Raw genomic sequence first — 26,237 nt, 5'->3', positions numbered from 1 at the left:
AGGAGAATTGCTATGCAGACCGAACGATTGACACGTTGCATCGGCGCCGAGGTGTCAGGTGTCAGTCTCGGCGATGCGTCGCGCGACGCGACGTTGTTCGCCGAGATCAAGGCGTTGCTGCTCGTGCACAAGGTTCTGTTCCTGCGCGACCAGGACATCACGCGCGCCGAGCACGTTGCATTCGCGCGCCGCTTCGGCGAGCTTGAGGACCATCCCGTCGCGGGTAGCGATCCGGATCATCCCGGCCTCGTGCGGATCTACCATGGGAGCGATTCGAAGCAAAGCTACGAGAACAACTACCACACTGACGGCTCATGGCGGCCATGTCCGCCGATGGGCGCCGTGCTGCGCTGTATCGAATGCCCTGAAGTCGGCGGCGACACGATCTGGGTCGACATGGCCGCCGCTTACGAGCACCTGCCCGAAGACGTGAAGCAGAAGATCGCCGGGCTGCGTGCGAAGCACAGCATCGAGCATTCGTTCGGAGCCAGGATGACGCCGGAGGCGAGAGCGAAGCTCGCAGCTGACAACCCGATGGTCGAGCATCCGGTCGTGCGCACGCATCCCGAGACCGGCGACAAGGTGCTTTACCTGAACAGCTTCTCAACGCATTTTGCCAACTACCACACGCCCGGGAATGTCCGCTTCGGGCAAGACAAGACGCCGGGCGCGAGCCTTCTGTTCAACTATCTGATTAGCCAAGCCTACATCCCTGAGTATCAGGTTCGCTTCCGCTGGAAGCCGAACAGTGTCGCGATCTGGGACAACCGCTCGACACAGCACTATGCGGTGCATGACTACTGGCCCGCGCCGCGCCGGATGGAGCGGACTGCGATTATCGGCGACCGGCCGTTCTGAACCCGGGCCATGCGCCGGCACGGCGTCGGCGGAGCTGACAGACATCGGCACCTGTTGAGACAGACGCGACGGCGTTCCGCCGTCCGAGTAGACATACGAGAAGCGAAACAGATGACCGACCGCGTGAGCCGCCACAACGCACCGCGGAAATGAACCATGGCGATCGCATGTTGCGCGGGCTCGTTCGGATCGCTCATGGTCGCGAAACTGGCGCCCGCGATCCACTCGACCGCGATGGGGGCCTGGGCTCTCGCCAACATTCTGCCCGGCCTCGCGTTGGACCCGATCGTCACGGGGATGCTCGCGTTCCGGCCGCCTGTTCATGCCGGTAAGAACGCCTTCCCTCGCTATTCACGAGAAATTCCCGCTAATACGGACTTACCATGTCAAATCTGACTCCCTCATTGCCGCTCTCGGGCGTGCGCGTACTCGATCTCTCCCGCGTACTGGCGGGCCCGTGGTGCGGCATGGTGCTCGGCGACCTCGGCGCCGAAGTCATCAAGGTCGAGCACCCGAAACGCGGCGACGACACGCGCGATTGGGGCCTGCGCATCGGATCGACCGAGACGGCCTATTTCAATAGCGTCAACCGCAACAAGCGCTCCGTGAGCCTCGACCTGCAAACCGCCGAGGGTCAGCAGATCACGCGGGATTTGGCTCAGAAGAGCGACGTCGTGATCCAGAACTTCAAGTTCGGCGGCATCGAGAAGCTGGGTCTCGGCTACGAGCAACTGAAGCAGGACCACGAGGACCTGATCTACTGCTCGATTTCCGGCTACGACCGCACGGGACCGGAGGCCGCACGTCCCGGCTACGATCTGGTGGTTCAGGGCGAGGCCGGGCTGATGGCGCTCAACGGCGAGGCCAGCCAGCCCCCGTTAAAGTTCGGGATCGCCGCAGTCGACATGTTTACCGGGATGTACTCGGCCCAGGCCATTCTGGCCGCGCTCTTCGAGCGTCAACGAACCGGCAAGGGACACCACATTGAAATGGCGCTGTTCGATTGCGGACTGATGATCACTTCGTATTGCGGGATGGAAGCGTTGATCTCGGGCGAGGACACGCCGCGTTACGGAAACGCGCACCCTTCAATCGTGCCTTACGGTGTGTTCGATGCCGCGGACGGGCCGCTTGTCATCACGGTCGGCAACAATAATCAGTTTGAGCGCTTTTGCCGCGAGGTAATCGAACGGCCCGATCTTGCCGAAGACGATCGCTTCCAGACCAATATCGGACGCGCCGCGAATCGGGCGGTGCTGGTGCCCGAAATCGATCGCGAGATCGGCCGAAGAGAGCGCCGTAGTCTGCTCGACCGCCTGACGCAAGCCGGCATTCCATGCGGTGAAGTTCTCGGGCTCCACGAAGCGCTGACCTCGAAGCGCGCGAGGGATGCCGGACTCGTGACGACGCATCCGCATCCGGAGGTTGGCAGCACGCAAGTCCTCGCTCCGCCCTGGCGCTTCGACGGCGCGCGCTTGCCGGTACGAAGCGCGCCGCCTCGACTGGGGGAAGGCACGGACGACGTGCTCCAGACGTTGCTCGGGCTGTCCAGTGAGCAACTTTCCCGGTTAAAGGCTGACGGCGTCATTTGACGGCGCGCGGACGCAGCACTACGCGCCTGGCTACGTGATCCGATGCCGGGACTTTCCTCCATCGGATCAAGCCTCTGGCCGATATCGCCATTCGTCTCCAGTGCGACATTGCGCGTGCGCTGAGGCGGCTGACGGGTCGCATAGTTCAACTGAGCGGGGCTTTTCGAGTGTCGTACGCTTACGCAGTCACTCGTCATCGTTGTTAGAGAACAGTATGAAGATACTGGTACCGGTCAAACGCGTGGTCGATTGCAACGTGAAAGTCCAGGTGAAGTCCGACGGCACGAGTGTCGACATTGTGAACGTGAAGATGTCGATGAAATCGGGTTGAAGAAGTCGTTTTCTTGAGGGAAGCGGGTGTGGCGACCGAAGTGAGCGTTGATGTTACGCCGCGCCTGGAGACGCTGAAGGTCGTCGAGCCGCAATGCCAGCAAACTGCTCGAACTGGGCCGCCGCGTCGATCCAGTTCAGGTACGAACCCGCAAACGTAGCCCCAAAACCCGCAGGTCCGCTCACTATGTCGACCGCGCGGCAGCTCGCGCCCATCACAGTACTGCCCGACTGCTCAATCTCGCCCGCAACAGGGCGTCATGACCGAGACCCTGAAAGGGCCGGGCCTAAAGGCCTTTGCCGGTCACGCGCCCATCACTTCCGGCGGGTGCCTGGCGACGTAGCGCCCCGGCGCTGGCTCGATCGGCTTGTATTTCGCATTGCCCGCCCGCTTCGGTGCCCTGATCTGTTTGCCTGCATGCGGTTTCAGCCAGTTCATCCAGTGCGTCCACCAGCTTCCCGGCTGCGACTTCGCCGTCGCAAGCCATGCCTGTGGGTCGTCGCCGAGCGTGCCGTCGGCCCAGAAGCTGCGCTTGTTCTTCGATGCCGGATTGATGACGCCAGCAATATGTCCGCTCGCGCCCAGTACGAATTGCGTCGCGCCGCCCACCAGTTGCGTCGAGCGATACGCGCCCTGCCACGGAACGATGTGATCTTCCTGTGTGCCGAAGATATAGCTCTGCACGTCGATCCGTCCGAGGTCCACCGGCGTGCCGCACATCGAGAGCCGCCCCGCCTTGCACAGGTTGTTCTCGAGATACATGTTGCGCAGATACCAGGCGTACATCGGCCCGGGGAGGTTGGTGCCGTCGGCATTCCAGTACAGCAGGTCGAACGCCTGCGGCGCACCGCCCTTCAGGTAGTTGTTAACCACATACGGCCAGATGAGATCGTTGGCACGCAGGGTCTGGAAGACGAAGCCAAGTTCGCCGCCCGGATAGATGCCGCCGCGCCCGATGGTCTGCTCGCGCTGCGACACGCCCTGTTCATCAATGAACACGCCGAGATCGCCGGGGTCGCTGAAATCGAGCATGGTCGTGAGCAGCGTGAGGCTTGCCACCGGATCGTCACCGCGCGCGCGCAGCACCGCGAGCGCCGACGACAGGATCGTGCCGCCCACGCACCAGCCGACCGCGTTGACCTTGTCTGCGCCGCTGATCGCGCACGCGACCTCGATCGCTTTGATCGCGCCCTTTTCGAGGTAGTCGTCCCAGGTGATGTGGCCCAGGTCCGCGTCAGGGTTGCGCCACGACACGAGGAACACCGTCTGTCCCTGTTCACACGCGAAACGCACGAATGAGTTCTCCGGCTGGAGGTCGAGGATGTAGAACTTGTTGATGCAGGGCGGCACGATCACGAGCGGCCGCTCGGCGACCTCGTCGGTGAGTGGTGCGTACTGGAGCAGCTGGAACAGTTCGTTCTCAAACACCACCGAGCCTTTTGACACGGCCACGTTGCGGCCTACCTCGAAGGCAGCCTCATCGGTGATCGAGATCCGGCCGCGCTTAAGGTCTTCGAGCAGATTGGCGAAACCGGTACGCACGCTCTCGCCCTGCGTCTGAAGCGCGGTTTTCATCGCCTCGGGGTTGGTGGCGGCGAAGTTGGCCGGGCTCATCGAGTCGATGAACTGGCGCGCGTAGAAACGCAGCTTGTGCTTTTCCTTCTCACCGAGGCCCGCCGCTTCGACCATGTCGTTGAGCAGGCGTGAGTTAAGGAGGTATGTCTGTTTCAGAAGGCTGTACCAGGCATTGTCGTTCCAGGCGTCGGCCTTGAACCGCCGGTCGCCGTGCTCGGGCTGGACGGTCGGCGCCGGGGTTGTCCCGGTCGCGCTTGCGACCATGCCCATGTACAAGGCCATCTGCTGCTGCCAGTAATGGGCTTGCGCCTGAGCCAATGCCAACGCTGGCACCGGCGCGCTGCCTGCGCTGGCGGGTACATCGCTGCTCATGCCGGTGAAGGCGTGCAGCAGGCTCTGTCCGGATTTGAAGAAACCCTGGACGAACTCGTCCGGCATATTGAACGGGGAAACCATGCTATCTCCTGGGTTCAGTCGTCAGCATCTCTTCACTCCCTCCAGGCGGCGAGAGTCCCGACTGACGAGCTTCAGAATTGAATCGATCAAGCCTCAGATTCTTGTCCTGGCTCGATACTCCGCAGCTTGAGTTGGCAGTATGCACCGTGCGCGCTGGCCACAACCCAAAATCATACGCATGGCGCACGGCATGCACCGGTGCGGCCCCAATTGCTTTGCCTTGAACGAATATCGCTGCGAGCGATGGTTCTCGCCCAGACCCGCGGTGATGATGACGCATGCGTCACCTCTACGGGAAAGTGACGCTGACCGACTACTGGACTGCGGGCCCCTTTCGATCTCCAACGCGGGAGGTCGCCCGGCCGTGTGCTTACCCGATCGCCAGACCATGTATCGGGTCTGGCGAGTGCGCGCGGGTAAGTGGCGCTAGATCGAAACGCTTGTCGAACTCGTCGACGAGATAGGCGCCGATCGGCAAAGCAGAGGTCGCCGCCGGAGAGGGCGCGTTGCATACGTGCAGGCTGCGCTGCGACGAACGGATCAGGAAGTCATGCACCATGCTGCCGTCCGCCATCACGGCCTGCGCGCGCACGCCTGACGGATAAGGCTCGAGGTCGGACAGCGTGAGTTCCGGACAATATCGGCGGCACAGTTCGAGATAGCCCCGTTTCCACAGCGAGTTGCGCATCTCGATGAGCCCCGATGCGCCATGCTTTCCGAGCATCCTCCAGAACCCTGGGAACGCTGCCATGCCGGCGAGATCTTTGAGACTTGCGTCGCGCCAGCGATAGCCCTCGCGCGCCAGCGCCAGCACGGCGTTTGGACCGACCGTGATATATCCTCCGATCATACGCGTCAGGTGCACGCCGAGAAAAGGCAGAGCGGGATCGGGTACCGGATAAACCAGATGCTTCACTATATCGTTCTTCTCTGCCGGCAACCGATAGTATTCACCGCGAAACGGCACGATCCGAAAATCGAGGTCGACATTGCACATCTTCGCAAGGCGATCCGCCATCAGTCCCGCGCAGACGATGGCATGCTTTGCACGGAAGCTGCCGCTCGAGGTTTCCGCCGTAATGCCGTTTTCGTCCTCGTGAAGCGCGTCCACACGCTGGTTCAGCAGAATCTGCGCACCTTGCTCCTGCGCGAGACGAGCCATCGTCGCGGTCATGGCTGGATAGTCCGCAATGCCGCTGGTTGCCACGCGGATGGCCGCACGACCCGCGATGCGCGGTTCGAGTTCCCTCAACGCCGCCTCATCGAGCATCTGCGGTTCGAGCCGGTTCTGTTCGCAACGTGCGTACAGCGCATTCAGTCTTTCGACTTCGACGTCTTCGGTCGCGACGATCAACTTGCCGCATTGCTCGACCGGCACGTCGTGGCGGCGGGCGAACTCATAGGTCGCGGCGGCGCCTTGCCTGCAAAACTCGGCCTTGAGGCTTCCCGGCGCGTAGTACACGCCGGCGTGAATCACGCCGCTATTGTGCCCGGACTGGTGAGCCGCGAGTGAGCCCTCCTTCTCGAGCAGCAGCACGTTCAGGCCTGGATGACGCTCGAGCAGTTGCAGGGCCGTCGAGACACCGACAATGCCACCGCCCACGATAAGGACGTCCGCGTCGTACCCGCGGTGATGCCGCACGGTAGTCATTTCGCGAACACTCCGCGTTGGCGCATCAGTTCACGATGAAGCGCCGCATGCTTCTTGAACGGTGCCCGGCCGTGCAGCCAGAAATAGTTGTTGAGCACCACGAGGTCGCGCACGGGAAGCGGTACTTCGCGCGTCGCGGAGGAGGCTTCCATCGACGCCGACAAGTCATGCAGATAAACCGCTTCGGCTGATGAACGGGGCTGCGCGAATTGATCGATGAACGACATCGCAAGGCCATACTCGCTCTGGAAGAATACAGGACGTTCGATCTGCGCATCGACGTTCTTCGAACCCGGCGCTTTGTAGAGAAATGGCCGGGTGCCGAGTGGATCGGCGAGGAAAGTGTCGCGCTCGATCCAGTCGTCGATATGCATGAAGCGCGACTCGCCTCCGACCGCATTCTCTTCCGCGAACTTCATCATGAGCAGCCATTCGGTCGGCTCGTCGACAAAGGTCCCGTCTGTGTGCAACGTGAACAGCCGGTATGCCTGACGCAGATAGGAGTCGCTGTCGTCTGTGTCCTTCACGAGGAAGCGCGCGTAGTACGTGCCGGACATAGCGTCGTGATTCGCCGGTCCGAGCAGGTAGCCGACTGCCGTGCCGAACCGGACGAAATCGCGAGGGTCTGCGGTCGCGTCCTGGACACCCAACGTGAATCCTCCGGTGGATCGGTCCCGCACGAGTTGCCGAAGGGCGGGGGCGAGACCGTCGCCGACCGCACGCTCGAGTGCGTCCGCGAGCATAAAGCGCATGAACGGTACGTATTCGAGGTTCTGGACTTCGATGTCTTTGACTGACGAGAAGAACTTCTGCAACGCGTCAGGTTGCACTGTGATGTGACGCAGTCGTTCGTGATGTGGATGACGCTCGATTGAAAACTGCGCTTGCGATTCGACCGGTGCGGCCATCGGTAATACGTTGACGGAACTCATGAAAATGTCCTGGGGAAGAAAGTGTGGCTATTTGACTCCTGAACTGTGGTTCTTTAAATACGTTTAAACTGCGTTTTTATTCGTAAATCGAGATTAAAGATGCTGGATAGCCGGCAACTCAAACTATTCGTCGCATTGGCCGAAGATTTGCACTTCGCTCGCACAGCCGACCGGCTCGATATCGCACAATCGGTCCTCAGCCAGCAGATCAAGAGGCTCGAAACCGATCTCGGCGTACGGCTGCTCAACCGCAACAAACGCGCGGCGATCACACTGACCAATGCAGGCGATGTTTTTCTGTTCGAAGCCAAGGCCGCCCTGCGGCAACTGGAACGCGCCGACCGCATCGGGCGTCTGGCCGCTAGAGGAGAGGCAGGTCACGTTGCGCTCGGTTATATCGGCTCGGCCGTTACGACCGGGCTGCTGCCCGATACGCTCAAGGCATTCAGGATGGCGAGCCCGGACGTGCGCATGCACATCGTGGCGATGGAAACACCGATGCAACTGGAACGGTTATCGGACGGGACCATCGATGTCGGTTTCATTCGGCCTCGCGCGCACTATCCCGATGGGGTCACAGCCAAAGTCGTTCAGAGCGAGCGCTTGCTGATTGCCCTGCCGTCGGACAGCCCGCTCGTGCGCGCGAAAGCCGTGAAGGCTTCCCAGTTGCGGGGGTTGTCATTCATTGCACCGCAGTTCAATGAGGCGGCCGGCTTCGCGGAAGATCTCGCCAGACTCGGCCGAGTCGGTGGGTTCGATGCGCAACCGGAGTATCGCGTCAACGATTTCATTACTGCGGTCAGCATGGCGTCGGCGGGCTACGGCGTAGCCCTCGTGCCCCAATCCATCCGGGGCTTCGCCCAAGCCGGCGTGGTGTTCAAACCTGTAAGCGACTTCAAAGATCAGGTCGAACTCGCGGTGGCGTATCGTATTCGCGAGCATTCGCCTTGCGTGCGGGGGTTCATCGATACAGCGCAGTCATACGGCGCCATCGCGAAGCGCCAGTCGACGCGCCGCACGACGCCTTAGCGAATCTGTCGTCTGGCTGCCGTTGAGCCTGTGCATGCGGGCCTTCGAGGCCAGGAAAAGCATGACGTGCCCCCCGATCCCGGCGTGCCTTGCCGCTCGAGCGCGACTAGCGCACTGCGCCGCGCGTCGCCCGGCTCTCCTTGGCGCTGCAACCGAATTGCGAGTGATACCAGCGGGAGAATGCGCTCGGCGCGGAAAAGCCGAGTAAGGTCGCGACCTCGGTCAAGGGACGATCGCTCTCGATGACATGACGCGTGCTGAGTTCCTTGCGGATGTCGTTGACGATCGACGAGAAGCTCTGCCCCTGTTCCGCCAGCCGGCGCTGGACCGTGCGGCACACCACGCCGAGGTGCTCGGCCACCTGCTCGATGCCGCAGCGTCCACTGGGCAACAGCAGCAGGATTGTGCGCCGCACGTCCTCAAGCATGGTCGCCTGCTGCGACCTGACAGACGCGTCTAGCAACTGCTGCGCGTAGCGCACCATCGCGGGATCGGCTGACGGGTTGCGTGCATCGAGATCACCCTTCGCGCAGATGATGCAGTTGAAGTCATAGTCGAACTCGACGCAACCGCCAAAAAACCGTTGGTGTGTACTAACGTCGCGCGGCGCCGGATGTTCGAAGCATACCCGCCGCGGCTGCCAGTCGGTCTTGAGGAGCTGGCGTATCAACCGGACCATGACACCCAGCGCCAGTTCAACCCTTTGGCGCGTGGGCTGATGCGCACTGCCAGCAATTACCGTCTCGCGAATGATGACCAGTTCGCCGCATTCCTCGACCGCCATCGACAGCGCACCGTTGAGGAACGCCTGGTAACGCATCAGCATATCGAGCGAGTCGCGCAGCGTCGCCTGATCTCGGATTAGCAATCCTACTGCGCCAAGGTTAGACAAGAGGCGCGACTCGGCCATGCACAGTCCGAAACTCTCGTTGCCTGACAGGGTGGCGGACGCCTGGAGCAGTTGTCCGACACGCTCGCCCGGAATCATGAGGTCCGGCTCGCGCAGTACGCCCGGACTTAACCCCGCGTCAAGGAGCATCCGCACCGGGTCCAGCCCGCCTGCACGAGCGACCTCGCTGTAGTTGGTTAAGCTCGCCGCGCGGACAAGTGACGACATCGGAAATCTGAATAGGAGACTGGCACAAAATGATAAGTCCCTGTCATGTATTGTCAAGCGTGGGAAACCCGTCACACCCACACTACGCGGTGATGGACGAGATCTTGCGCTCGCACCCGCACGGCACGTCAAGCCAAACTGAGGATAACCATGAGTTCGACGAATAAGCGTGTTGCTGCCCGATACTTCGGTCGGTCAGGTCTGACGGCCGTCGTCACGGGTGCGGGGTCGGGCCTGGGCCGGCAACTGCGCTGTGGCATCGAGGATAACCTCTGGGACCAGGCACGCACGAAGAAGATGAGCACAGTCGAGCAGATCGAACAACTGGTGCGCATCTCGCGCGAGTTCGGCCGCAAGGTTGCCACCGCCCAGGAGGCACGCGAGATCAGCAAGATCGGCGTGTTCTACGACACGGTGGAAGAGACCCTGCAGGCCAACGGCTTCGCGCCCAACCGCAAAGGTGGTAATCAGGGCTTCTTGCGCAAGGCGGTCTGAACACGCGAGGCGCCACGGCCGTGGCCGGTATTTAAAAAGTATTAGGAGACAAGCATGGACGCGATACCCGATGGCCGGGGGGGCGGCAACAACAACGACGACTACCTGACGAGCAGGGGGCAAGCCTGGTTTGCATTTGCGCTGACCTTCGCGCTCATGATGTTCGATTTTATCGACCGACAGGTGATCGTCTCGCTATTTCCCCACATCAAGAGCGAATGGCACCTGAGCGACAAACAGCTGGGTTCACTGGTCTCCATCATTTCCATCGTAGTGGGGGCGGGCGGATTGCCGGTAGCGCTGGTGGCCGACCGCATGGGCCGTGTGAAGAGCATCGTCGTGATGGCGATCGCATGGAGCCTGGCCACTATCTCGTGTATGTTCACGGCCAATTACAGTCAATTGTTTGTGGCCCGTGCGATGGTGGGGGCGGGTGAAACCGGCTATGGTTCAGTGGGAGCGGCCCTTATCTCGACACTGTTTCCCAAGCGCTTGCGCAGTGCCGTGCTCGGCGCCTTCTTCGCTGCTCCATCGCTAGGTTCAGTCCTGGGCGTGGTGTTGGGAGGCATGATCGCGGCCAGGTGGGGCTGGAAGGCCGCCTTTGGTGTGGTCGGTGTACCAGGGCTCGTGCTGGCATTGCTTTATCTGCTCGTGCGCGACTACAAGACAGTGGCGCTGACGCCAGGCTCGAACCAGGTGACCCAGTCTCTGGGTGGGACGCTCAAGCACATCTTTGGCACGCTGGCGCGCACGCGCACGCTGCTGTGGCTCTGTGCTGGAGCAGCGGCAGAACTGATTACGGTGTCGGCCATCTGGTCGTGGCTGCCCAGCTACCTGAACCGTTTCCACGGCATGGCCCCGGAGGCTGCAGGCAAGGCGGCGGCAGCGGTGGTATTGGTCGGCGCCTTTAGCTGCACGTTCTGGGGCATTGTGGTGGGGCGCCTGACAGTTCGCAAGCCGCGCAACAAGCTGCCCGCGCTGTCCGTACTGTGCCTGATCACATCGGTGATCTTCGTGGTGGCGTTTGGCGGCACATACGCGAGTGACACACAGTTCAAGCTGATCGTTCTCGGCGGCTTTTTCATGAACTGCACCGTCGGTGTGGTTGCCGGCGTCGCCATGGACGTCATTCACCCAGGTGTGCGCTCTACCGGTGCGGCCGTACTTTCCCTGTTTCAAAACGTGTTTGGCCTGGCAGTGGGTCCGTTCCTGGCGGGTGTCCTGTCCGACCAATGGGGTTTGCAGCACGCACTGACATTCATTCCTCTGTGCAGCGTATTGGCTGCGGTGTTTTTTGTCATCGCAATGCGCAATTATGACGCGGATGCGGCCAGGATCTCCGATGTGAAGCTGGATGTGGCGCCGGCCCTTGCCGGCACCCTGAGCACTGGCGCCGCGGTCTGAGCCTTTCGCCGTGGCCGCCCGTTTTCACGGTTGGCTGGCAGCGAAGCAGAGGACCTCTGCTTCACTGCCGCAGGCGGTCAAGCCGTGACGCCGTGTGTCAAGCACCTTTCGATACGGTGCCAGAAAATTCTCCACGCCACTGTCCCTGCGACGGCTGTTTCGAATTGGGGTGACAGGAGATTTCATTGGCTAAGGTTATTCGCTTTCACCACATCGGTGACCCGCGGGTACTCCAGCGAGAACCCGACAGCGTCGCGATCTGGGACACCCGAAGCACGCAGCACGACATGGTGATGGACTGCTGGCCCGCGCCACGCAAGATGGAGCGTGCCGGAATTGTCGGCGACAAGCACTACTGAACGTTTCGCCTACCAACCTCATCCCCCGATTTATTTCCTTACTCCCGACCTGCCTTTGGAGGCATGACATGAATTTTCTCGACGGTTCCCTTTACCCTGAAAACCAGCAACCCCTGATCATCACGGCGGCGCCCTATGCCCCAGGATGGCTGCCCTCCGACTTCCCTGAGGACATCCCGGTCACGATGGAGCAGCAGATCCAGAAGGCCGTGGATTGCTATAACGCCGGCGCCACTGTGCTGCACCTGCACGTGCGCGAACTCGATGGCAGAGGCAGCAAACGCCTGTCGAAGTTCAACGAGCTGATCGCCGGCGTGCGCGCCCGCGTGCCCGAAATGGTCATCCAGGTGGGCGGCTCGATCAGCTTCGCGCCTGAGACCGACGGGGCCGCCGCCAAGTGGCTGAGCGACGACACGCGCCACATGCTGGCCGAACTCGATCCCAAGCCCGATCAGGTCACGGTGACGATCAACACCTCGCAGATGAACGTCACCGAACATGCGGAACTGGCGGATTTCAAGGGCACGTCCCGGGAAAATCCCGCGATTTTCAACGCCTACAAGGAGATGACAGTGCCGGCTCAGCCCGGCTGGGCCGAAGAGCACATTCGCCGCCTGAGCGAGGCCGGCATCCAGAGCGCTTTCCAGTGCTACAACATCAACAGCTTCGAGTCAGTTGAACGGCTGATCCGGCGCGGCATCTACAAGGGCCCGCTGGTCATGAACTGGGTGGCGATCAGCGGCGGCATGGACGCACCGAATATCTACAACCTGGCCAACTTCGTGCGCGCCACGCCGGACGGCGCGGTGCTGACAGTGGAGAGTTCAGTGCGCAACGTGCTGCCGGTCAACATGATGGGCATTGCGATGGGCCTGCACGTGCGCTGCGGCACCGAGGACTGCCTCTGGAACCAGACGCGCACGAAGAAGATGAGCACGGTCGAGCAGATCGAGCAACTGGTGCGTATCTCGCGCGAGTTCGGCCGCGAGGTGGCCACCGCGAAGCAGGCGCGCGAAATCAGCAAGATCGGCGTGTTCTACGACACGGTGGAAGAGACCCTGCAGGCCAATGGTTTCGCGCCCAACCGCAACGGTGGTAATCAGGGCTTCCTGCGCAAGGCCGTCTGAATGATTGAACACCAATCGAGTGTGGCGGCCACGCAAAGTTGGACGCACACGGACAATTGTCTCTTCCTCGCGAGGCGTCGCGGATAATTGAGCGAGGATTCGGGGCCAGGCCGGAGACAGGATAGGAACCAACGCGCGCGTCTATTTCTGGTCTGTCGCGGCCATTGATTTTGCAGTATGGGTAGGATGTGGCCGTGGTTTGTGGGATCCAAACCTGGCGCGGCTTTCCAGACGTTTGTTGGAATCGGCTGCCTTCCGCCATAAGGCTTTGCGGGAATCCGGCATCCTGCTTGTGGAGTTCATCACGATACGGCGATGAGCGCCTCCTGGATCGAAAGCGCGTCGTCGGGCGCATCGGGATCGCGGCCGAACATCCGGTTGACGCACGCGGTGAAGTAGACCGCGTCCGCGGTGTCGCGACGGGTGACCGGCAGGGCGCGGGCCGGTTTCGGCAGCGGGCCGGGGACGGTCGGAACGATGTCGTTGCTGGCAAACCGGCGGGCCGTGTCGGCCACGGCACGCACGGTCTTCCAGCCAAGCGCTTCGCCCATGTAGCGAGCGCCGTGCAGGGCGACCTTGCTTGCCCGTTCGACGCCATCCCAGCGCTGCGCGACGAAGCGTGCGGCGCCTTCCGACCTGGCGGTTTGCGTCGCGTGACGGAACTCGCGCATCAGTTCGCCCGTGTTGATTTCAATCGGGCAGGGGAGCCCGCAGGTGCCGTCTCCCGCGCACGTTTGAATCGCGTCGTACTGGTACTGCTCCTGAAGGCGTTGAAGCAGACCCGACCCCTCCGGCTGGCGAGCCATTTCCCTTCGCACAACGATACGTTGCCGCGGCGTCATCGTGACGTTGCGGCTTGGGCAGACCGACTCGCAAAAGCCGCATTCGATACACAAGCTCGCATTGGCCGTAGTCTCGATGCCAGGCTGAGTCTTGAGGCCCTTCAGATGAATCTGCTTGTCTCGTGTGAGGATGACGTTGGGCGCGAGCACACCATGAGGGTCGGCCAGCAGCTTGACCCGCCACATCATCGCCGTCGCGCGCTCGCCCCATTCCTGCTCGAGAAACGGCGCCATGTTGAGCCCGGTTCCGTGTTCAGCCTTCAGCGAACCGTCGTATTGCTTGACGACGAGCTGGACCAGTTCCTCCATGAACTTCGAGTAGCGCGAGCGTTCTTCTTCTTTGTCGAGCTTTGCGGTCAGCGTGAAGTGCAGGTTGCCGTGGGCCGCATGGCCTGCCACGCCGGGAATGAAACCGTGCCGCCGCAGCAGCGCCTGAAGGTCGCGCGTGGCATGCGCGAGTTTCGAAGGCGGGAAGCAGACATCTTCGACGATCAGCATCGATCCGACCGGGCGCTGCTTGCCGACGAGGCCGAGCAATCCTTCGCGCACGAACCAGGCAAGCTCGATCGCCTCCGTGCGGTTGGTCAGGATCGGGTCCGCAATCAGGTTCGCTTTCGAGGCCAATTCGAAGATATCCGCTGCTTTGGCCGTCAGCTCTGCGGTGTCCTGGGCGCCCAATTCCACCAGCAGCGCCGCGGCTTCGGGGTCGAGCGTTCGCCAATAGTCCGGCGTGCCGGGAAAGGCCTCGGCGGCGGCGCGCAAGGCAGGAGCGACCATCAGCTCCACGGCCTGCGCCCCGCGTTCCACGAGTTCCGGCACCAGGGCAATGGCGGCATCGATCGACGGGAATGCGAGCCAGGCTACGCTCGTCACGGGCGCGCTCGGAACGGTTTCGAAGGTCACGTCGGAGACGAATCCCAGCGTCCCTTCCGAGCCGACCAGCAGGCGCCGGAAAATCCCGAGCGGCGTATCGCCATCGAGGAAGGCGTCGAGCCTGAACCCGTGCGTGTTGCGAATAGCGTACTTCTGGCGGATTCGCTCGACGAACGCCTGGTCGGCCATGATCTCGGACTTGAGGGACATCAGGCCGGCGGCGAGCGCGGGCTCCTGCGCGGCGAACTGTCGTTCGGCGTCGGCGCTTGTCGTGTCGATCTTCGTGCCGGAGGCGAGCGCGAGGCTCATTGCGCTGACCGTGTGATAGGCATCCTGACTGACGCGACAGCGCATGCCACCGGCATTGTTGCTCACGACGCCGCCCAAGGTGCAGACATTGGCGCTGGCGGGATCGGGGCCGAGCTTGCGTCCGTGGCATGAGAGGTGGACGTTCGCGTGGGCAAGGATGGTGCCCGCACGCGCCTTGAGCTGCGTGCCGTCTTTCGCAATCGACACGATACCGGCGAAATGGTTGCGGACGTCGATCAGAATGTCATCTGACTGGGCTTGTCCGTTGAGGCTCGTGCCGGCAGCCCGGAAGGTCGCGTGGCGCCCCGTTTCGCTGCAGAATTTCAGCACCTTCGCGACGTCATCGGCATCGTGCGCTTCGACCACCACCTGAGGAATGAGCCGGTACGGACTTGCGTCCGACGCGTAGCGAACGAGGTCGACGACGCGATGGAGTACGCGCCCGTTTCCCAGCAGATTCTCTAGCGCCGACTTCAACGGGGCCGGCGTACCATCGAGCAGCGCCTCGGGCACGGCGTCATCGGCGGGCGGGCCTTCGGGGCGGCCAATCCGGGTTGGGTCTGGGGAGAACAGCTTTTTCATGTCGAGCCTGCCGCATACAATGGGAGAGCAAGTCGACGAAGTTACCCTGACGTCAACGGCCAGACTGCAAGAAACCCAACAGTTCGGGGTTTTTCTACTGACGCGGTGCGGTCCGTGCCGTTTCGCTTTGCGTCGATGATCTTCTGGATCGTTCGACTGGATCCTCGGATATGAACCTCGCCCGTCTTCGCGTTCCCTCTCTCGATGGGCTTCTGGCATTCGAGGCCGCCGCCCGGTATGGCACGTTCGAGCGCGCGGCCGAGATGCTTTGCGTGACTGGCAGTGCGGCCGCCAAGCGCGTCGCCGCGGTCGAGCAGTTGCTTGGCGTGCAACTGCTGGACAGAAGCGGCAGAACGCTGGTGCTGACCGACATCGGGCGAGAGTATCTTCAGCAAGTGGTTGGACCTTTGCGGATGCTGGCGGCGGTGCCGCTGCATCAGCCCGATGACCAGCGCAAAGAGCGCCTGCGCGTGTGCGCGCCGACCTTTGCACGCCAGATCGTCGCCCCGAAGCTCCAGGAGTTCACGGGGCGTTACGCGTCCGTGGACCTGGAGCTCGTCCTGAGTACGCCATATCCGGACAGCCCGCCCGGCGATACCGATTTGTGGATTCGAGGCGGCGACCCCGTCGAAGCCGGCTGCACGATCTTGATGCGCGATTGCGCGACGCCGCTGATCGCGCCAACGCTCCTGAGGTCGATCGAGCCGCTGCGCAATCCGGAGGATCTGGCGTCGGCGCCGCTGCTGCGAACCTCGTTGGAACCCTGGACACCGTGGCTGCACGCCGCTGGCCTCGACTGGGCGGAGCCGGAGAGTGGCCCGAGGCTGATGGACCTTGGCTTGTTGCTCGAAGCCGCGGTGAGCGGCCAGGGCATTGCGCTTGGGAGGCCAACGCTTGCCCTTCCCTGGTTGGCGGCGGGCTCACTCGTGGCTCTCTTTCCCGCTATCACGTGCCCCGTGCCGCCGTACTATCTGATGCCTCACTCATCGTACGGGGCCGCGGGCGAGTTCGCGGACTGGCTGGTTGGCATTTGCGCGCGGGCGAGCGAGGAGGCCTCGGAATATCTTTCGGGGCGCTCCGGAAAAAATGTCGCGGATGCGAGCGAGGCGGGCAAGTAGCATCACTCCGATCCAACTGGAGTGAGTCAATGTCCAACCCGATCGCATGCATCGAAGATCTTCGCGCCGTGGCCGAGCGGCGCATTCCGCGTATGTTCTACGACTACGTGGACTCCGGCTCGTACACGGAGTCGACTTATCGCGCCAACGAAGCCGATTTACGGCAAGTCCGTTTGCGCCAGCGTGTCGGCGTCAACATCGACGCGAGGAAACTCGAGACCGTCATGGCCGGCCGCCAGGTCGCGATGCCGGTCGCGCTCGCGCCGACAGGGCTTACCGGGATGATCAGAGGGAACGGCGAAATCCTTGCGGCGCGCGCCGCGCAGCGCTTTGGCGTGCCGTTCACGCTGTCGACCATGAGCATTTGCTCGATCGAAGATGTCGCGCAGAGCGTTGCCGCGCCGTTCTGGTTCCAGCTCTATGTCATGCGCGACCGGGCGTTCATCGAGCGGCTGATTCAGCGCGCCGCAGGCGCGGGCTGCACCGCGCTCGTCGTCACGATGGATCTGCAGGTCGGCGGTCAGCGCCACAAGGACGTCAGGAACGGCCTTTCCACGCCGCCGCGTATGACGCTCGCCAATCTCCTGAACATGGCGGCCAAGCCGGCCTGGTCGTGGGGCATCGCGCGGGCGAAGCGCCGCCATTTCGGCAACATCGTCGGCCACGTCAAGGGTGTCGACGACATGTCTTCGCTGGCCTCCTGGGTGAAAGACCAGTTCGACCCGACCATGACCTGGGCGGACATCGAATGGATTGGCAAGCTCTGGAACGGGAAGCTGATCCTGAAAGGGATTCTGGATACGCGCGATGCGCGGCGCGCCGTCGAAGCCGGGGCCGATGTCATCGTCGTGTCGAATCACGGCGGGCGTCAGCTGGACGGCGCGGTTTCTTCCGTTCAGGCGTTGCCCGCTATCGTGGCCGCCGTGGGCGAGCGCGTCGAAGTGTGGCTCGACAGCGGCGTCAGGACCGGCCAGGACGTGCTGAAGGCCGTGGCGTTGGGCGCACGCGGCACGATGATCGGCCGGGCGTTCCTGTATGTCCTCGCGGCAGCGGGAGAGGGCGGCGTGCGCAAGAGTCTCGAGATCATCGCGGCCGAACTCGATACGACCATGGCGCTATGCGGATGCACGGATATCGCTGCGGTCGGCCCTGACATTCTCGCGACGTGCGGCACGTAGAGAGCGCGGCTTGAACCGCGTTGTCGCGGTGGCGCCACACCTGCCTCGAGGTGCGCACCGAACGGCGCCGAAGGGTATCGCGCTGATTGCGTCGAACTCTGCCAGATTTCTTGCCTTTTCGGGGTTATCCCGTCCGAATCCATCCCACTGCGAGCGTTGCGTCGCGGACCGCAGTGCAAGCCTGTCGGGAAATGTAAGTTTTCTGACGGTTTGAGCGCGACTTCCCGGGCAAGGTGTGTACATGGGAGCGACGCGCACTAGCGAAGCTCACCTCACACCGAGTCCAGGTGCGTGAGCGAAGGTTCGGCTCTGAATGATTCGTAGTCCAATATAAACATAAGGTTGGAGTTGTCACATGAGGCAGGCTAGGAGATTGTTGGGCAATGCTGTTTCGGGAAAGCGTAACCGCAGCAAGAGGAGAAATCGTGGCGATACAGCAGGGCTGCGCCTGCACGCACTGGCCGGCGCAATCTCGGTCGTGACGCTGTATTCCGTTTCGGCGGCTGCACAAACGTCTGTGACGCTCTACGGACTGGTCGATGCGGGCATTCGCTATACGACGCATGCGAATCCGGCAGGCGATTCCAGGGTTCAGATGGTGAGTGGCGCGAGCGAGAGCACGTTCGGCATCAAGGGCGCGGAAGACATAGGGGGCGGCACCAAGGTTGTGTTCACCATGGAGAACCGGTTCTTCCCGAATTCCGGCCAAACCGACCCGGCCTATCCGTTCTTCAACACTGCCTTTGTCGGGCTCCAGTCGAACACCTACGGCAAACTGACGATGGGACGCCAGATCAATCCCCTGTCCGACGCTGTGGTCAGCGCCTTCGCGACGAACCGCTGGCTGCCCACGTTCTATCAGTTCCGTCCCGAAGTCACGATGGCCCAAGGCGTATGGACGAGCAACATGGTCAAGTACGCAGCGCGCTGGCAGTACCTGACCGGTGAAGTTTCCTATGCGTTTGGCGGCACGGCGGGCCACTTCGGCGCGGGCAGTCAGATTGGCGCGTCGCTCCTGTATCTGCCTGGGGCGCCGCTGAACCTCGCCGTCGCTTATCTCGACTCGCGCGACGCCGTGAACGCCTCGGCGCACTTCAAATCCTGGACTGCCGGCGGGTCATACACCTTCGACTCGACCACGGTGACCGCCGGCTGGGCCGTCAATCGGCAGGATGCGGGCTTTGTCGGGAACTTCCCGAACGGCCCGTTCACCGAGCCCGCGTTGACCGCCCTGAAGTTCAACACCTTCAGCGTGCGGCAGATGTTCTTTGGCGGCGTGACCCAGCAAATCGGCCTTGCGACGCATCTTTCGGCCAACGTCTGGCGCACGATCCAGACCGGCAAGACCCCGTCTGCGGATGGCAACGCAACGCAATTCCAGCTTCTCGCCGACTATAACTGGTCGAAACGCACGGATACGTACCTGGAGGTCGACTACTCGCAGTACCGGGGCGGCATGATCGGCGCGCAGTTCCAGGGCATCAACGCCGTGAGCTCGGCCTTCACGTCGACACAGCTTGGTGTGACGGCTGGCTTGCGGCACCTCTTCTAGGCCGGCAAACTTTCTTGGCTGTGAGCGCTGGATGCGATTGCCAGGCGCAATCATCAATCGTCCTGAAAGGACGCGAGTATGTCTTTCGAGCGGATTTCAATTCGACCGTAACGGAGTGTGATTGCGCCCTTTTCCGCCATGGCCTTGAGTTCCAGAGAGAGCGTCTGGCGTGTGATGCCGAGCATCATCGCCAGCGTGTCCCGCGAAAGGCTCACGTCCTGTCGGCACTGGGGCGAGAGCGTGACGTCGCCTGAGGCTAACAGCAGCAGGCGGCGGGCGATGCGTGCGCGCGTCGAATGGAGCGTGGCGTCTTCGACAATGCGATAGAGCCAGTTCATATGAATCGACTGCAATTCGGCGATCGCGCGGACAAATGCGGTGCTCTGCATCAGTTCTTCGAAGGCGGTCGTTCTCACCACGAAGATAGTGGAACGGTCGAGCGCCACGACATCGCGTGGCCGAGGTTGCCTGCTCGTCAGGGATGTCTGTCCAAACCAGTTACCCGCTTCGATGACGGAGAGGATCGCCTCCTTGCCGTCTTCGCGGAGTGTGAACGCCTTTAGCCGGCCGCTCACGATCCCGTAGAAGCCAGTTGGCGCATCACCCCGGTGGAACAGATATTCCCCTGGGCCCAGCGTGACCAGGTCGCTTCGTCGGATCAGAGCCTCCTGCTCCGCGGCTGGCAGGGCGCTGAACCACTGGTTCGTCCGCATTGAATCGGACGTGTCGGTCATGAGAGCCATTGGCGGCGATCAGGGTGTATCGATGTTCGAGCGCGGTGCTGATTGTCCGCGCCACGGGCATATTATCGGACGAACGCCGTGAAAAGTCCTGCTCGCGTCTCGCCATGCCGCGTGCCGCCCGGCGTCTCTGGCTGTCGCCGCTTCGGCACGAGTCCAGCACGTTCATCAACATTGAGAGGGGCATTGCAAGAGAACTCGAAAAGGCGCCCCCGCGTCGACGGGGGCGCCGCAGCCCTCGGATTGCCTTTGCGGCTTATTTCGAGTTGTCGACAAGCGTCTTGAGGTCCGTCACGCTGTACGCCATCGAGCCGCGAAAGCCGGCGCCGACGCGCACTGGCGCCAGATCTGAAATCTCTTCGCCTTCTGCGAGCGGCAGCGAGAGCGTGCCCTCTCCGGTCCACACGTCGGCAATTTGCGCATTGTCCATGACCGAAAGCACGAGTTCGTTCACGGCCGGCGTTTCATGCTGGCCGGCGGCTAGACGCGGAAAGTAACGCAGATTGACAACCGGGCGGCCGGCGAGGCTCAGCTTCGACACGTCTTCCACGGCCGACTCCAGCTTCACTTCGGCGCGCGCGAGACGCTGGCCTGCGGCCGATGCGGTGGCGGCAAAGCGCGTACCGGCAGCGACCGGCGCTGCCGCCGGGCTTCGCACAGCGAACGTCCGCGTCTGATGCACCTGACCATAGCGCTTCGGGAAACCTTGAATCAGGCCGCGCATCATCGCGGAATCGTTGTCCACGAAGATGTACGGGCAATACGAGACCGGCTTGCCGTCGTACAGGGCGTCAATGAGGATGAAGAACTCGCGGTACTGATAGCGCGCCGGATCGACCATCTCATCGTCAGCGGCCGTGAATTGCCAGTCGATGAACAGGGCCGTTGCATGGCCTGGCGAGGCCGGATCGGCGGTGAGACCTGCGGGGAGCACCGCAGCCGCAGCGGCGGGATCGGCCCAGAACTCGACGAGGATGAAGTCGCCGGCATAGTGCCAGGGCGGCGGGGGCGCGATGCTCGAAAGACCGCGGGGCGAAAGGGGAACGGCATATTGCTTCGGCATGGTGACTCCGGATTGAATGAGGAACGACGTAAAGGAGGAGGGCGTCCGCGGATTAACTGGCGGCCGTCGTTGCCGGCGCGCCGGTGGCGGGAATGACGGAGTTGCGGCCCGCCAGCCCTTTACCGGGCGACCAGTTCTCGCTGGCGACCTCGATGATGTTGATGAAGACATCCGCCGGATCTACGCCGGAACTGGTCTGAAGCTTCGCGACGAGGTGCTCGTAGAAGCGCTTCTTGTCTTCGGCGCCCCGGCCGGCGGTCAGCGTGATCTGGATCAGCAGCAGGTTCGGACTCCGTTCGAACGGGAACGTCATGTTCGCGAGGAAGTTGGCTTCCTCATGTTCGGTGATCGTCATGAAGAACGCTTCCGGGTGGATACCCAGGGCCTCGTGAAGCGACTCATGAATGCTCTTCAGGACGGCGTTGCGGAATTGCGCAGACTGACCGGTGCGCATCGAGACATGTGTCATTGGCATGGAAAACTCCGTTTAGAGATTGCTGCGGCAAATCTTAGGCGGCTCGCCGAGCTTGTCCAACAATCGCCCCGCATTGCTGCGATGAGATTTCTAAATCTTTCGGGGAGCGAAAGCCAGATCGCTTCGCACTCCAATCTTCCGCGCTTTTGCGTCGCCACGACGATCCCCCCATCAGGGGAGGTTTGTTGCGACTCAATGCGGGATGAGGGCTTCAACGAGGGCGGTCCGGACAGAGACCTGCCCTTCGCTGCGCGAACGTGGCGGCCGGACAGACGTCAGCCGTCGATCATGCCGTTGACAGCGGCCTCGGTAGCCGCCAGATACGGCGCGCGCATCAGGAGATTCGATTCGCCGCCCGCGCTTTGAACCACGACGGGCTTCGCGTGGCTGAACGTGCGGTAACCGTACTCACCGTGATAGTGGCCCATGCCGGATGCGCCTACGCCACCGAACGGCAGCGTGTCGAAGAACACGTGCGTCATCGCATCATTCACGACGAGCGCCCCCGACGTGGTCCGCGCCGAAACCTGCTCGTGCCCGGCCGCGTCATCGCCGAAGTAGTAGAGTGCGAGCGGGCGCGGGCGCGCGTTGACATACGCCAGCGCTTCGTCAAACGTTTCGTAGGTCACTACCGGCAGTACCGGACCGAAAATCTCATCTTGCATCACGCGCATCGTATCGGCCGTCCCGGTGATAAGGGTCGGCGCCATCTTGCGCACTGCGGGATCAGAGAGGTCTTCGTCCGCAGGGGCGAGGCTCACGACCTTGGCGCCCTGCTGACGCGCATCGTCGACGAGCGAGAGCTGGCGCTCGAACCCACGCACGTTGATCATCGCCGTGTAATCGGGATTCTCGCGAATGGACGGATACATCTGCGAGACCGCCGCCTTCGCGTGCTCGACGAACGCATCGATGCGCCCGGCGGGGATCAGTACATAGTCCGGCGCGAGGCAGATCTGCCCGGCGTTGAATGTCTTCACCGTCATGACGCGCTGCGCGGCGCGTTGCAGGTCGGCGTCCTTGCTCACGAGAACGGGCGACTTGCCGCCAAGCTCCAGCGTCACGGGCACGAGGTTGCCCGATGCCGCGCGCATGACGCTGTGCGCGACTTGCGTGCTGCCCGTGAACACCAGATGGTCGAACGGCTGCGCGCTGAACGCCGCGCCCGTTTCTGCACCGCCGAGCACGGTGGTCAACTCGTCGCTGTCGAAGGCACGCGCGATCAGCTCGGCCAGCAGCTCCGAAGTGACGGGCGTCAGCTCGGACGGCTTGATGATGGCGCGGTTGCCCGCCGCGAACGCGCCCGCGAGCGGCCCGAATGCCAGCACGATGGGGAAATTCCACGGACTGATGATGCCAACGACGCCAAGCGGCTGATACTCGACCTTTGCCTTGACGCCGGGAAATGGCTCGGTCGTGGCCGGCTGCGCCATCCATGCATCGAGATGCTCGCGATTGAAGCGCAATCCCTCGATCGACGCGAGGATATCGGCGAGCAAGGTCTGCTGCTTGCCGCGGCAGCTATAGTCGGCACTGATCGCGTCGACGAGTGCGCCCTTGTTCGAGCGCAACAGGGCGATTGCGCGATCGATGCGGTCCTTGCGCAGTGCGGCCGAAGGCGCTCCGTCCCTGAGCTGCGCCGCTTTCATGGCATCGAGTTGGGCGTGGATCCGGGCGGCAGACGGCTCGGCCGGCAGCCTGAAATTAATCGGCATGATTGACTTCTCCTTGGTTTTCAATGACTCGAGCAAACGACTGGGCACGAAGGCGCCGCTCAGATGACCGCCTCGATCAGCATTGGGCCCCTACGCTTCATCGCGTGCGCGAGCGAGCTATCGAAGGTTTCTCTCGATTCGGCACGGATGGCCTCGACGCCCATGCCCCGTGCGAGGGCGACCCAGTCGAGCGACGGATTGCCGAGATCGAACATGGAGGCGGCATGAGCGCCATCCGTGCGGGCGCCTACGCGCTTGAGCTCGTTCGCGAGAATCCTGTAGCCGCCGTTCGAGTAGATGACGGTCACGACGTCGATGTTTTCGCGCGCCATCGTCCACAAAGATTGAAGCGTGTACATCGCGCTACCGTCGCCCACGAGGTTGACGACCTTGCGCTCTGGGCACGCAACGCCGGCACCGATCGAAACGGGCATCATGCTGCCGATCGCGCCGCCAGTGAGGGTGAGGAAATCATGCGGAGCGGCCGACTCGGTCAGGCCGTAGTGCGCCATGGCCAGAGACGCCTCTTCGGTGATGATGGCGTTCTCGGGGAGGTGCCTCGCGACGCTACGCATGATCGATTCGCCGTCGAGTGGGCCATTCGGAGAAAATTCGATATCCTGACGATCGCTTGCACGTGAGATGGCATGCTGCGCGCCGAGCGCTTCGACCAGCGATTCGAGTGCGGCCGTGCCGTCTTCATGCGGATGAGCCAGGACCGCGATGCGGCAACCTTGCGGCGTCAGCCAGCTCGGCTTGTCCGGGTAGGCGAAGAAGCTGACGGGTGGTTGTGCACCGACCAGCACGAGCAGTTCCGTGCCCGCGAGGAACTCGACTACCTGTTCAGCGAAGTAGGGCAGGCGCTCGACCGGCACGCGTCCGGCGCCACGCTGCAAACGCGGAGCGAAGGTGTCGCAGAGCAGGCGGGCGCCGGTCTTTGCAGCGATCTGGCCAGCCGCGCGCAGCCCCTGTTCCTGCAAGGCCTTGCCTCTCAGCAGGAAAGCGGTCCGCACGCCGGTGCGGGCAAGCGCGGCAATACGATCGATGGTTTCGCCGCTCACCAGCGCAGGCGCCGGCGTGGGCAGTGGCGCGGCAGCAGCGTCGGCCTGCGACCAGGCCGTGTCGGCAGGCAGGATGAGCGTCGCAACCTGGCCCGCGCCTTCCATGGAAGCCTGCACCGCCCGGGCGGCATCGGCGCCGACGGTCAACGCACTGCTCGACGAGTGAATCCAGTGCGAGACGGGCCGCGCGAAGCCTTTGATATCGGAGGTCAGCGGTGCTTCGAAGCGGGCATGCGTCGATGCATGATCGCCGACGATATTAACGACCGGGCTCGACGCGCGGCGTGCGTTGTGAAGATTGGCCAGCCCGTTTGCAAGGCCGGGGCCGAGATGGAGCAAGGTGGCGGCGGGCTTGCCCGCCATTCTTCCGTAGCCGTCGGCGGCGCCGGTGACGACGCCTTCGAACAGGCCGAGAATAGGGCGCATGCCGTCGACTGCATCCAGTGCCGCCACAAAATGCATCTCGGACGTGCCCGGGTTCCCGAAGCAAACATTCACACCACTCGCGATCAGCGAATGCAACAGACTTTCAGCGCCGTTCATAGGATCACCTCGATATCGAACGAATCAATCAGGCTTTGCCCCCAATGCTTGTTTCAGGGGCCCAGACGTCGTGCATCGACGTACGGGCTGATCCTAACTACTTGCTCTCTGTGCGAAAATACCGTCTGATCCGAAAAATTGTTACGTCATGCGCAAGAATCTCGACTATGGATTGCTGCACGCGATGACGGCGTTCGTGCGGGTAGTGGACGCTGGCAGCTTCACGGCGGCGAGCACGCACATGGAGCTGACGACGGCGCAGGTATCGCGGCTCGTTTCCGAGCTGGAGAATCGTTTGCAGACGAAGCTGCTCCAGCGGACGACGCGACGCATGTCGGTCACGACAGCCGGCGAGCTCTACGTGAGCCAGTGCCGAACGATCCTCGAACTGGTGACGGAAGCGGAAAGCGAAGCGAGCGGAGCGCGCATCCAGCCGACAGGGCGACTGAGGGTGCTCTGCATGGCGAGCTTCGGCGATCGGTACGTGGCGCCGCTCGTGGCGAAGTACTGTTCGATGTATCCCGCGGTGAGCGTGGAGTACAGTGCCTCGCAATACGTGCCTGATCTGCTCGCGGAAGGCGTGGATGTAAGCGTCTATCTCACGCAACGACTGTCGGACTCGAGCATCGTTGCGCAACGGCTGGGTTCGGTTCACGGGGTGCTGTGCGCCGCGCCGGACTATCTTGCGCGTTACGGAGCGCCGAAGACCATAAGCGACCTGGCCGGCCATGCATGCCTGCGCCTCGTCAACCCGTCGACCACGCTCGATTGGGAGTTGACGGATGGGAAGACGGCTTATTCGATTCAGCCTGCGGGGCCGCTGGTCGGCAATTATCCAGAGGTGGTTCGGCGCGCGGCTTGCAGCGGATTAGGCATTGCGCTGTTGCCGGGATTTGCTGTGCTGGACGAGTTGCGCAGAGGTGAACTCGTGCGTGTCTTGCCTCAGTGGCGCTCGCCTGATGTCGGTGTCTATGTGCTGATGCCTTCGAGAAAGTTTCTTGAAGCGAAGACGCGGGCGTGGATCGAGCTTTTGAAGGCAGAGCTGCCGCTCGCGCTGGAACGCGACGCAATTTCTATCAATACTCTCATCAAGCCAGAAGGGAAGACGAAAAGGCGCGGCACGGATGGGGGATGCCGTCGCTGATCCTGTCCCACAAAATCGTTCCGTTTGAAACTGGGAAATTACGGTCGATCGATAGGGCCTCGCTAGCGTTTTCACGAGACGGCGCCGAACGGCTGCTTCCAATCAAACCCTCGGAC

General features: G+C 62.5%; 20 protein-coding genes and 2 pseudogenes. 12 read left to right on the top strand and 10 right to left on the bottom strand.

Going from position 1 to position 26,237, the window contains the following annotated elements; translation table 11 throughout:
- The first annotated feature begins 12 nt into the window (after window positions 1-12).
- The 3 genes and pseudogenes from P0D89_RS09345 to P0D89_RS09335 form a co-directional block, all read left to right on the top strand.
- Window positions 13-858, top strand: a complete 846-nt coding sequence (locus P0D89_RS09345) for a TauD/TfdA dioxygenase family protein (RefSeq protein ID WP_408360046.1) — start codon at window positions 13-15, stop codon at window positions 856-858.
- Between the two features lie 383 nt (window positions 859-1,241).
- Window positions 1,242-2,450, top strand: a complete 1,209-nt coding sequence (locus tag P0D89_RS09340) for a CaiB/BaiF CoA transferase family protein (RefSeq protein WP_408360024.1) — start codon at window positions 1,242-1,244, stop codon at window positions 2,448-2,450.
- A gap of 214 nt (window positions 2,451-2,664) precedes the next feature.
- A pseudogene (locus tag P0D89_RS09335) lies at window positions 2,665-2,860 on the top strand (electron transfer flavoprotein subunit beta/FixA family protein); the annotation flags it as partial.
- 224 nt (window positions 2,861-3,084) lie between these two features.
- Here P0D89_RS09335 and phaC read toward each other — a convergent pair.
- The 3 genes from phaC to glaH form a co-directional block, all read right to left on the bottom strand.
- Complete coding sequence (gene phaC, locus P0D89_RS09330; protein WP_408360022.1) at window positions 3,085-4,812, bottom strand: class I poly(R)-hydroxyalkanoic acid synthase; 1,728 nt, start codon at window positions 4,810-4,812, stop codon at window positions 3,085-3,087.
- Window positions 4,813-5,182: 370 nt separating this feature from the next.
- Window positions 5,183-6,463, bottom strand: a complete 1,281-nt coding sequence (gene lhgD, locus P0D89_RS09325; protein ID WP_408360020.1) for an L-2-hydroxyglutarate dehydrogenase — start codon at window positions 6,461-6,463, stop codon at window positions 5,183-5,185.
- The gene (gene glaH / locus P0D89_RS09320; protein WP_408360018.1) at window positions 6,460-7,395 is read right to left on the bottom strand and encodes a glutarate dioxygenase GlaH; all 936 of its coding nucleotides are present in this window, start codon (window positions 7,393-7,395) and stop codon (window positions 6,460-6,462) included. Before glaH ends, lhgD begins: the two co-directional genes overlap by 4 nt.
- Before the next feature lie 99 nt (window positions 7,396-7,494).
- On the opposite strand from glaH, the gene P0D89_RS09315 reads away from it, so the two are divergent.
- Window positions 7,495-8,424, top strand: coding sequence for a LysR substrate-binding domain-containing protein (locus P0D89_RS09315; RefSeq protein WP_408360016.1), 930 nt, complete (start codon window positions 7,495-7,497; stop codon window positions 8,422-8,424).
- 106 nt (window positions 8,425-8,530) lie between these two features.
- Here the strand turns inward: P0D89_RS09315 and P0D89_RS09310 are convergent, their stop codons facing one another.
- Window positions 8,531-9,541, bottom strand: coding sequence for an AraC family transcriptional regulator (locus P0D89_RS09310; protein ID WP_408360044.1), 1,011 nt, complete (start codon window positions 9,539-9,541; stop codon window positions 8,531-8,533).
- A gap of 150 nt (window positions 9,542-9,691) precedes the next feature.
- Here P0D89_RS09310 and P0D89_RS09305 point away from each other — a divergent pair, with 150 nt between their 5' ends.
- The 4 genes and pseudogenes from P0D89_RS09305 to P0D89_RS09290 all read left to right on the top strand — a co-directional run bounded on the left by P0D89_RS09305 (window position 9,692) and on the right by P0D89_RS09290 (window position 12,926).
- A complete protein-coding gene (locus tag P0D89_RS09305; RefSeq protein ID WP_408360014.1) occupies window positions 9,692-10,036 on the top strand; it encodes a 3-keto-5-aminohexanoate cleavage protein in 345 nt (114 codons plus the stop codon).
- A gap of 54 nt (window positions 10,037-10,090) precedes the next feature.
- Complete coding sequence (locus tag P0D89_RS09300; protein ID WP_408360012.1) at window positions 10,091-11,440, top strand: MFS transporter; 1,350 nt, start codon at window positions 10,091-10,093, stop codon at window positions 11,438-11,440.
- 239 nt (window positions 11,441-11,679) lie between these two features.
- Window positions 11,680-11,799: pseudogene (locus P0D89_RS09295) on the top strand (taurine dioxygenase); the annotation flags it as partial.
- A gap of 68 nt (window positions 11,800-11,867) precedes the next feature.
- Window positions 11,868-12,926, top strand: a complete 1,059-nt coding sequence (locus P0D89_RS09290) for a beta-keto acid cleavage family enzyme (protein ID WP_408360010.1) — start codon at window positions 11,868-11,870, stop codon at window positions 12,924-12,926.
- Window positions 12,927-13,228: 302 nt separating this feature from the next.
- Here P0D89_RS09290 and P0D89_RS09285 read toward each other — a convergent pair whose 3' ends face one another.
- A complete protein-coding gene (locus tag P0D89_RS09285) occupies window positions 13,229-15,532 on the bottom strand; it encodes an FAD-binding and (Fe-S)-binding domain-containing protein (RefSeq protein WP_408360008.1) in 2,304 nt (767 codons plus the stop codon).
- 170 nt (window positions 15,533-15,702) lie between these two features.
- On the opposite strand from P0D89_RS09285, the gene P0D89_RS09280 reads away from it, so the two are divergent.
- The 3 genes from P0D89_RS09280 (at window position 15,703) to P0D89_RS09270 (ending at window position 19,380) form a co-directional block, all read left to right on the top strand.
- Entirely contained in the window at window positions 15,703-16,650 is a 948-nt protein-coding gene (locus P0D89_RS09280) for a LysR substrate-binding domain-containing protein (RefSeq protein WP_408360006.1), read from the top strand.
- Between the two features lie 29 nt (window positions 16,651-16,679).
- Complete coding sequence (locus P0D89_RS09275; RefSeq protein WP_408360004.1) at window positions 16,680-17,828, top strand: alpha-hydroxy acid oxidase; 1,149 nt, start codon at window positions 16,680-16,682, stop codon at window positions 17,826-17,828.
- A 442-nt stretch (window positions 17,829-18,270) separates the two neighbouring features.
- Window positions 18,271-19,380 carry a porin gene (locus P0D89_RS09270; RefSeq protein ID WP_408360042.1) on the top strand — a complete coding sequence of 370 codons (1,110 nt, stop codon included), beginning with the start codon at window positions 18,271-18,273 and terminating at the stop codon, window positions 19,378-19,380.
- 53 nt (window positions 19,381-19,433) lie between these two features.
- Here P0D89_RS09270 and P0D89_RS09265 read toward each other — a convergent pair whose 3' ends face one another.
- From P0D89_RS09265 to P0D89_RS09245, 5 genes are all read right to left on the bottom strand, one after another.
- A complete protein-coding gene (locus tag P0D89_RS09265) occupies window positions 19,434-20,114 on the bottom strand; it encodes a Crp/Fnr family transcriptional regulator (RefSeq protein ID WP_408360002.1) in 681 nt (226 codons plus the stop codon).
- Window positions 20,115-20,376: 262 nt separating this feature from the next.
- Window positions 20,377-21,183 carry an acetoacetate decarboxylase family protein gene (locus tag P0D89_RS09260; RefSeq protein WP_408360000.1) on the bottom strand — a complete coding sequence of 269 codons (807 nt, stop codon included), beginning with the start codon at window positions 21,181-21,183 and terminating at the stop codon, window positions 20,377-20,379.
- Window positions 21,184-21,235: 52 nt separating this feature from the next.
- Complete coding sequence (locus P0D89_RS09255) at window positions 21,236-21,652, bottom strand: tautomerase family protein (RefSeq protein WP_408360040.1); 417 nt, start codon at window positions 21,650-21,652, stop codon at window positions 21,236-21,238.
- A gap of 281 nt (window positions 21,653-21,933) precedes the next feature.
- Window positions 21,934-23,373: a coniferyl aldehyde dehydrogenase gene (locus P0D89_RS09250; RefSeq protein WP_408359998.1), complete on the bottom strand. Its 1,440-nt coding sequence runs from the start codon at window positions 23,371-23,373 to the stop codon at window positions 21,934-21,936.
- A gap of 59 nt (window positions 23,374-23,432) precedes the next feature.
- Entirely contained in the window at window positions 23,433-24,977 is a 1,545-nt protein-coding gene (locus P0D89_RS09245; protein WP_408359996.1) for an acetolactate synthase large subunit, read from the bottom strand.
- A 148-nt stretch (window positions 24,978-25,125) separates the two neighbouring features.
- Between P0D89_RS09245 and P0D89_RS09240 the strand changes: the two genes are divergently transcribed.
- Window positions 25,126-26,121, top strand: a complete 996-nt coding sequence (locus P0D89_RS09240; protein WP_408376429.1) for a LysR family transcriptional regulator — start codon at window positions 25,126-25,128, stop codon at window positions 26,119-26,121.
- Window positions 26,122-26,237: the final 116 nt, after the last annotated feature.

The organism is Paraburkholderia sp. RL18-085-BIA-A (assembly GCF_046027075.1).
GTDB lineage: Bacteria > Pseudomonadota > Gammaproteobacteria > Burkholderiales > Burkholderiaceae > Paraburkholderia.
This window is presented reverse-complemented; position numbering and strand designations above follow the sequence as displayed.

What these genes read in the sequence shown, in the direction of transcription:
- P0D89_RS09345 (WP_408360046.1), top strand. Translation starts at nt 13, where the DNA reads ATGCAGACCGAACGATTGACACGTTGCATCGGCGCCGAGGTGTCAGGT.
- P0D89_RS09340 (WP_408360024.1), top strand. Translation starts at nt 1,242, where the DNA reads ATGTCAAATCTGACTCCCTCATTGCCGCTCTCGGGCGTGCGCGTACTC.
- phaC (WP_408360022.1), bottom strand. Translation starts at nt 4,812, where the DNA reads ATGGTTTCCCCGTTCAATATGCCGGACGAGTTCGTCCAGGGTTTCTTC.
- lhgD (WP_408360020.1), bottom strand. Translation starts at nt 6,463, where the DNA reads ATGACTACCGTGCGGCATCACCGCGGGTACGACGCGGACGTCCTTATC.
- glaH (WP_408360018.1), bottom strand. Translation starts at nt 7,395, where the DNA reads ATGAGTTCCGTCAACGTATTACCGATGGCCGCACCGGTCGAATCGCAA.
- P0D89_RS09315 (WP_408360016.1), top strand. Translation starts at nt 7,495, where the DNA reads ATGCTGGATAGCCGGCAACTCAAACTATTCGTCGCATTGGCCGAAGAT.
- P0D89_RS09310 (WP_408360044.1), bottom strand. Translation starts at nt 9,541, where the DNA reads ATGTCGTCACTTGTCCGCGCGGCGAGCTTAACCAACTACAGCGAGGTC.
- P0D89_RS09305 (WP_408360014.1), top strand. Translation starts at nt 9,692, where the DNA reads ATGAGTTCGACGAATAAGCGTGTTGCTGCCCGATACTTCGGTCGGTCA.
- P0D89_RS09300 (WP_408360012.1), top strand. Translation starts at nt 10,091, where the DNA reads ATGGACGCGATACCCGATGGCCGGGGGGGCGGCAACAACAACGACGAC.
- P0D89_RS09290 (WP_408360010.1), top strand. Translation starts at nt 11,868, where the DNA reads ATGAATTTTCTCGACGGTTCCCTTTACCCTGAAAACCAGCAACCCCTG.
- P0D89_RS09285 (WP_408360008.1), bottom strand. Translation starts at nt 15,532, where the DNA reads ATGAAAAAGCTGTTCTCCCCAGACCCAACCCGGATTGGCCGCCCCGAA.
- P0D89_RS09280 (WP_408360006.1), top strand. Translation starts at nt 15,703, where the DNA reads ATGAACCTCGCCCGTCTTCGCGTTCCCTCTCTCGATGGGCTTCTGGCA.
- P0D89_RS09275 (WP_408360004.1), top strand. Translation starts at nt 16,680, where the DNA reads ATGTCCAACCCGATCGCATGCATCGAAGATCTTCGCGCCGTGGCCGAG.
- P0D89_RS09265 (WP_408360002.1), bottom strand. Translation starts at nt 20,114, where the DNA reads ATGACCGACACGTCCGATTCAATGCGGACGAACCAGTGGTTCAGCGCC.
- P0D89_RS09260 (WP_408360000.1), bottom strand. Translation starts at nt 21,183, where the DNA reads ATGCCGAAGCAATATGCCGTTCCCCTTTCGCCCCGCGGTCTTTCGAGC.
- P0D89_RS09255 (WP_408360040.1), bottom strand. Translation starts at nt 21,652, where the DNA reads ATGACACATGTCTCGATGCGCACCGGTCAGTCTGCGCAATTCCGCAAC.
- P0D89_RS09250 (WP_408359998.1), bottom strand. Translation starts at nt 23,373, where the DNA reads ATGCCGATTAATTTCAGGCTGCCGGCCGAGCCGTCTGCCGCCCGGATC.
- P0D89_RS09245 (WP_408359996.1), bottom strand. Translation starts at nt 24,977, where the DNA reads ATGAACGGCGCTGAAAGTCTGTTGCATTCGCTGATCGCGAGTGGTGTG.
- P0D89_RS09240 (WP_408376429.1), top strand. Translation starts at nt 25,126, where the DNA reads ATGCGCAAGAATCTCGACTATGGATTGCTGCACGCGATGACGGCGTTC.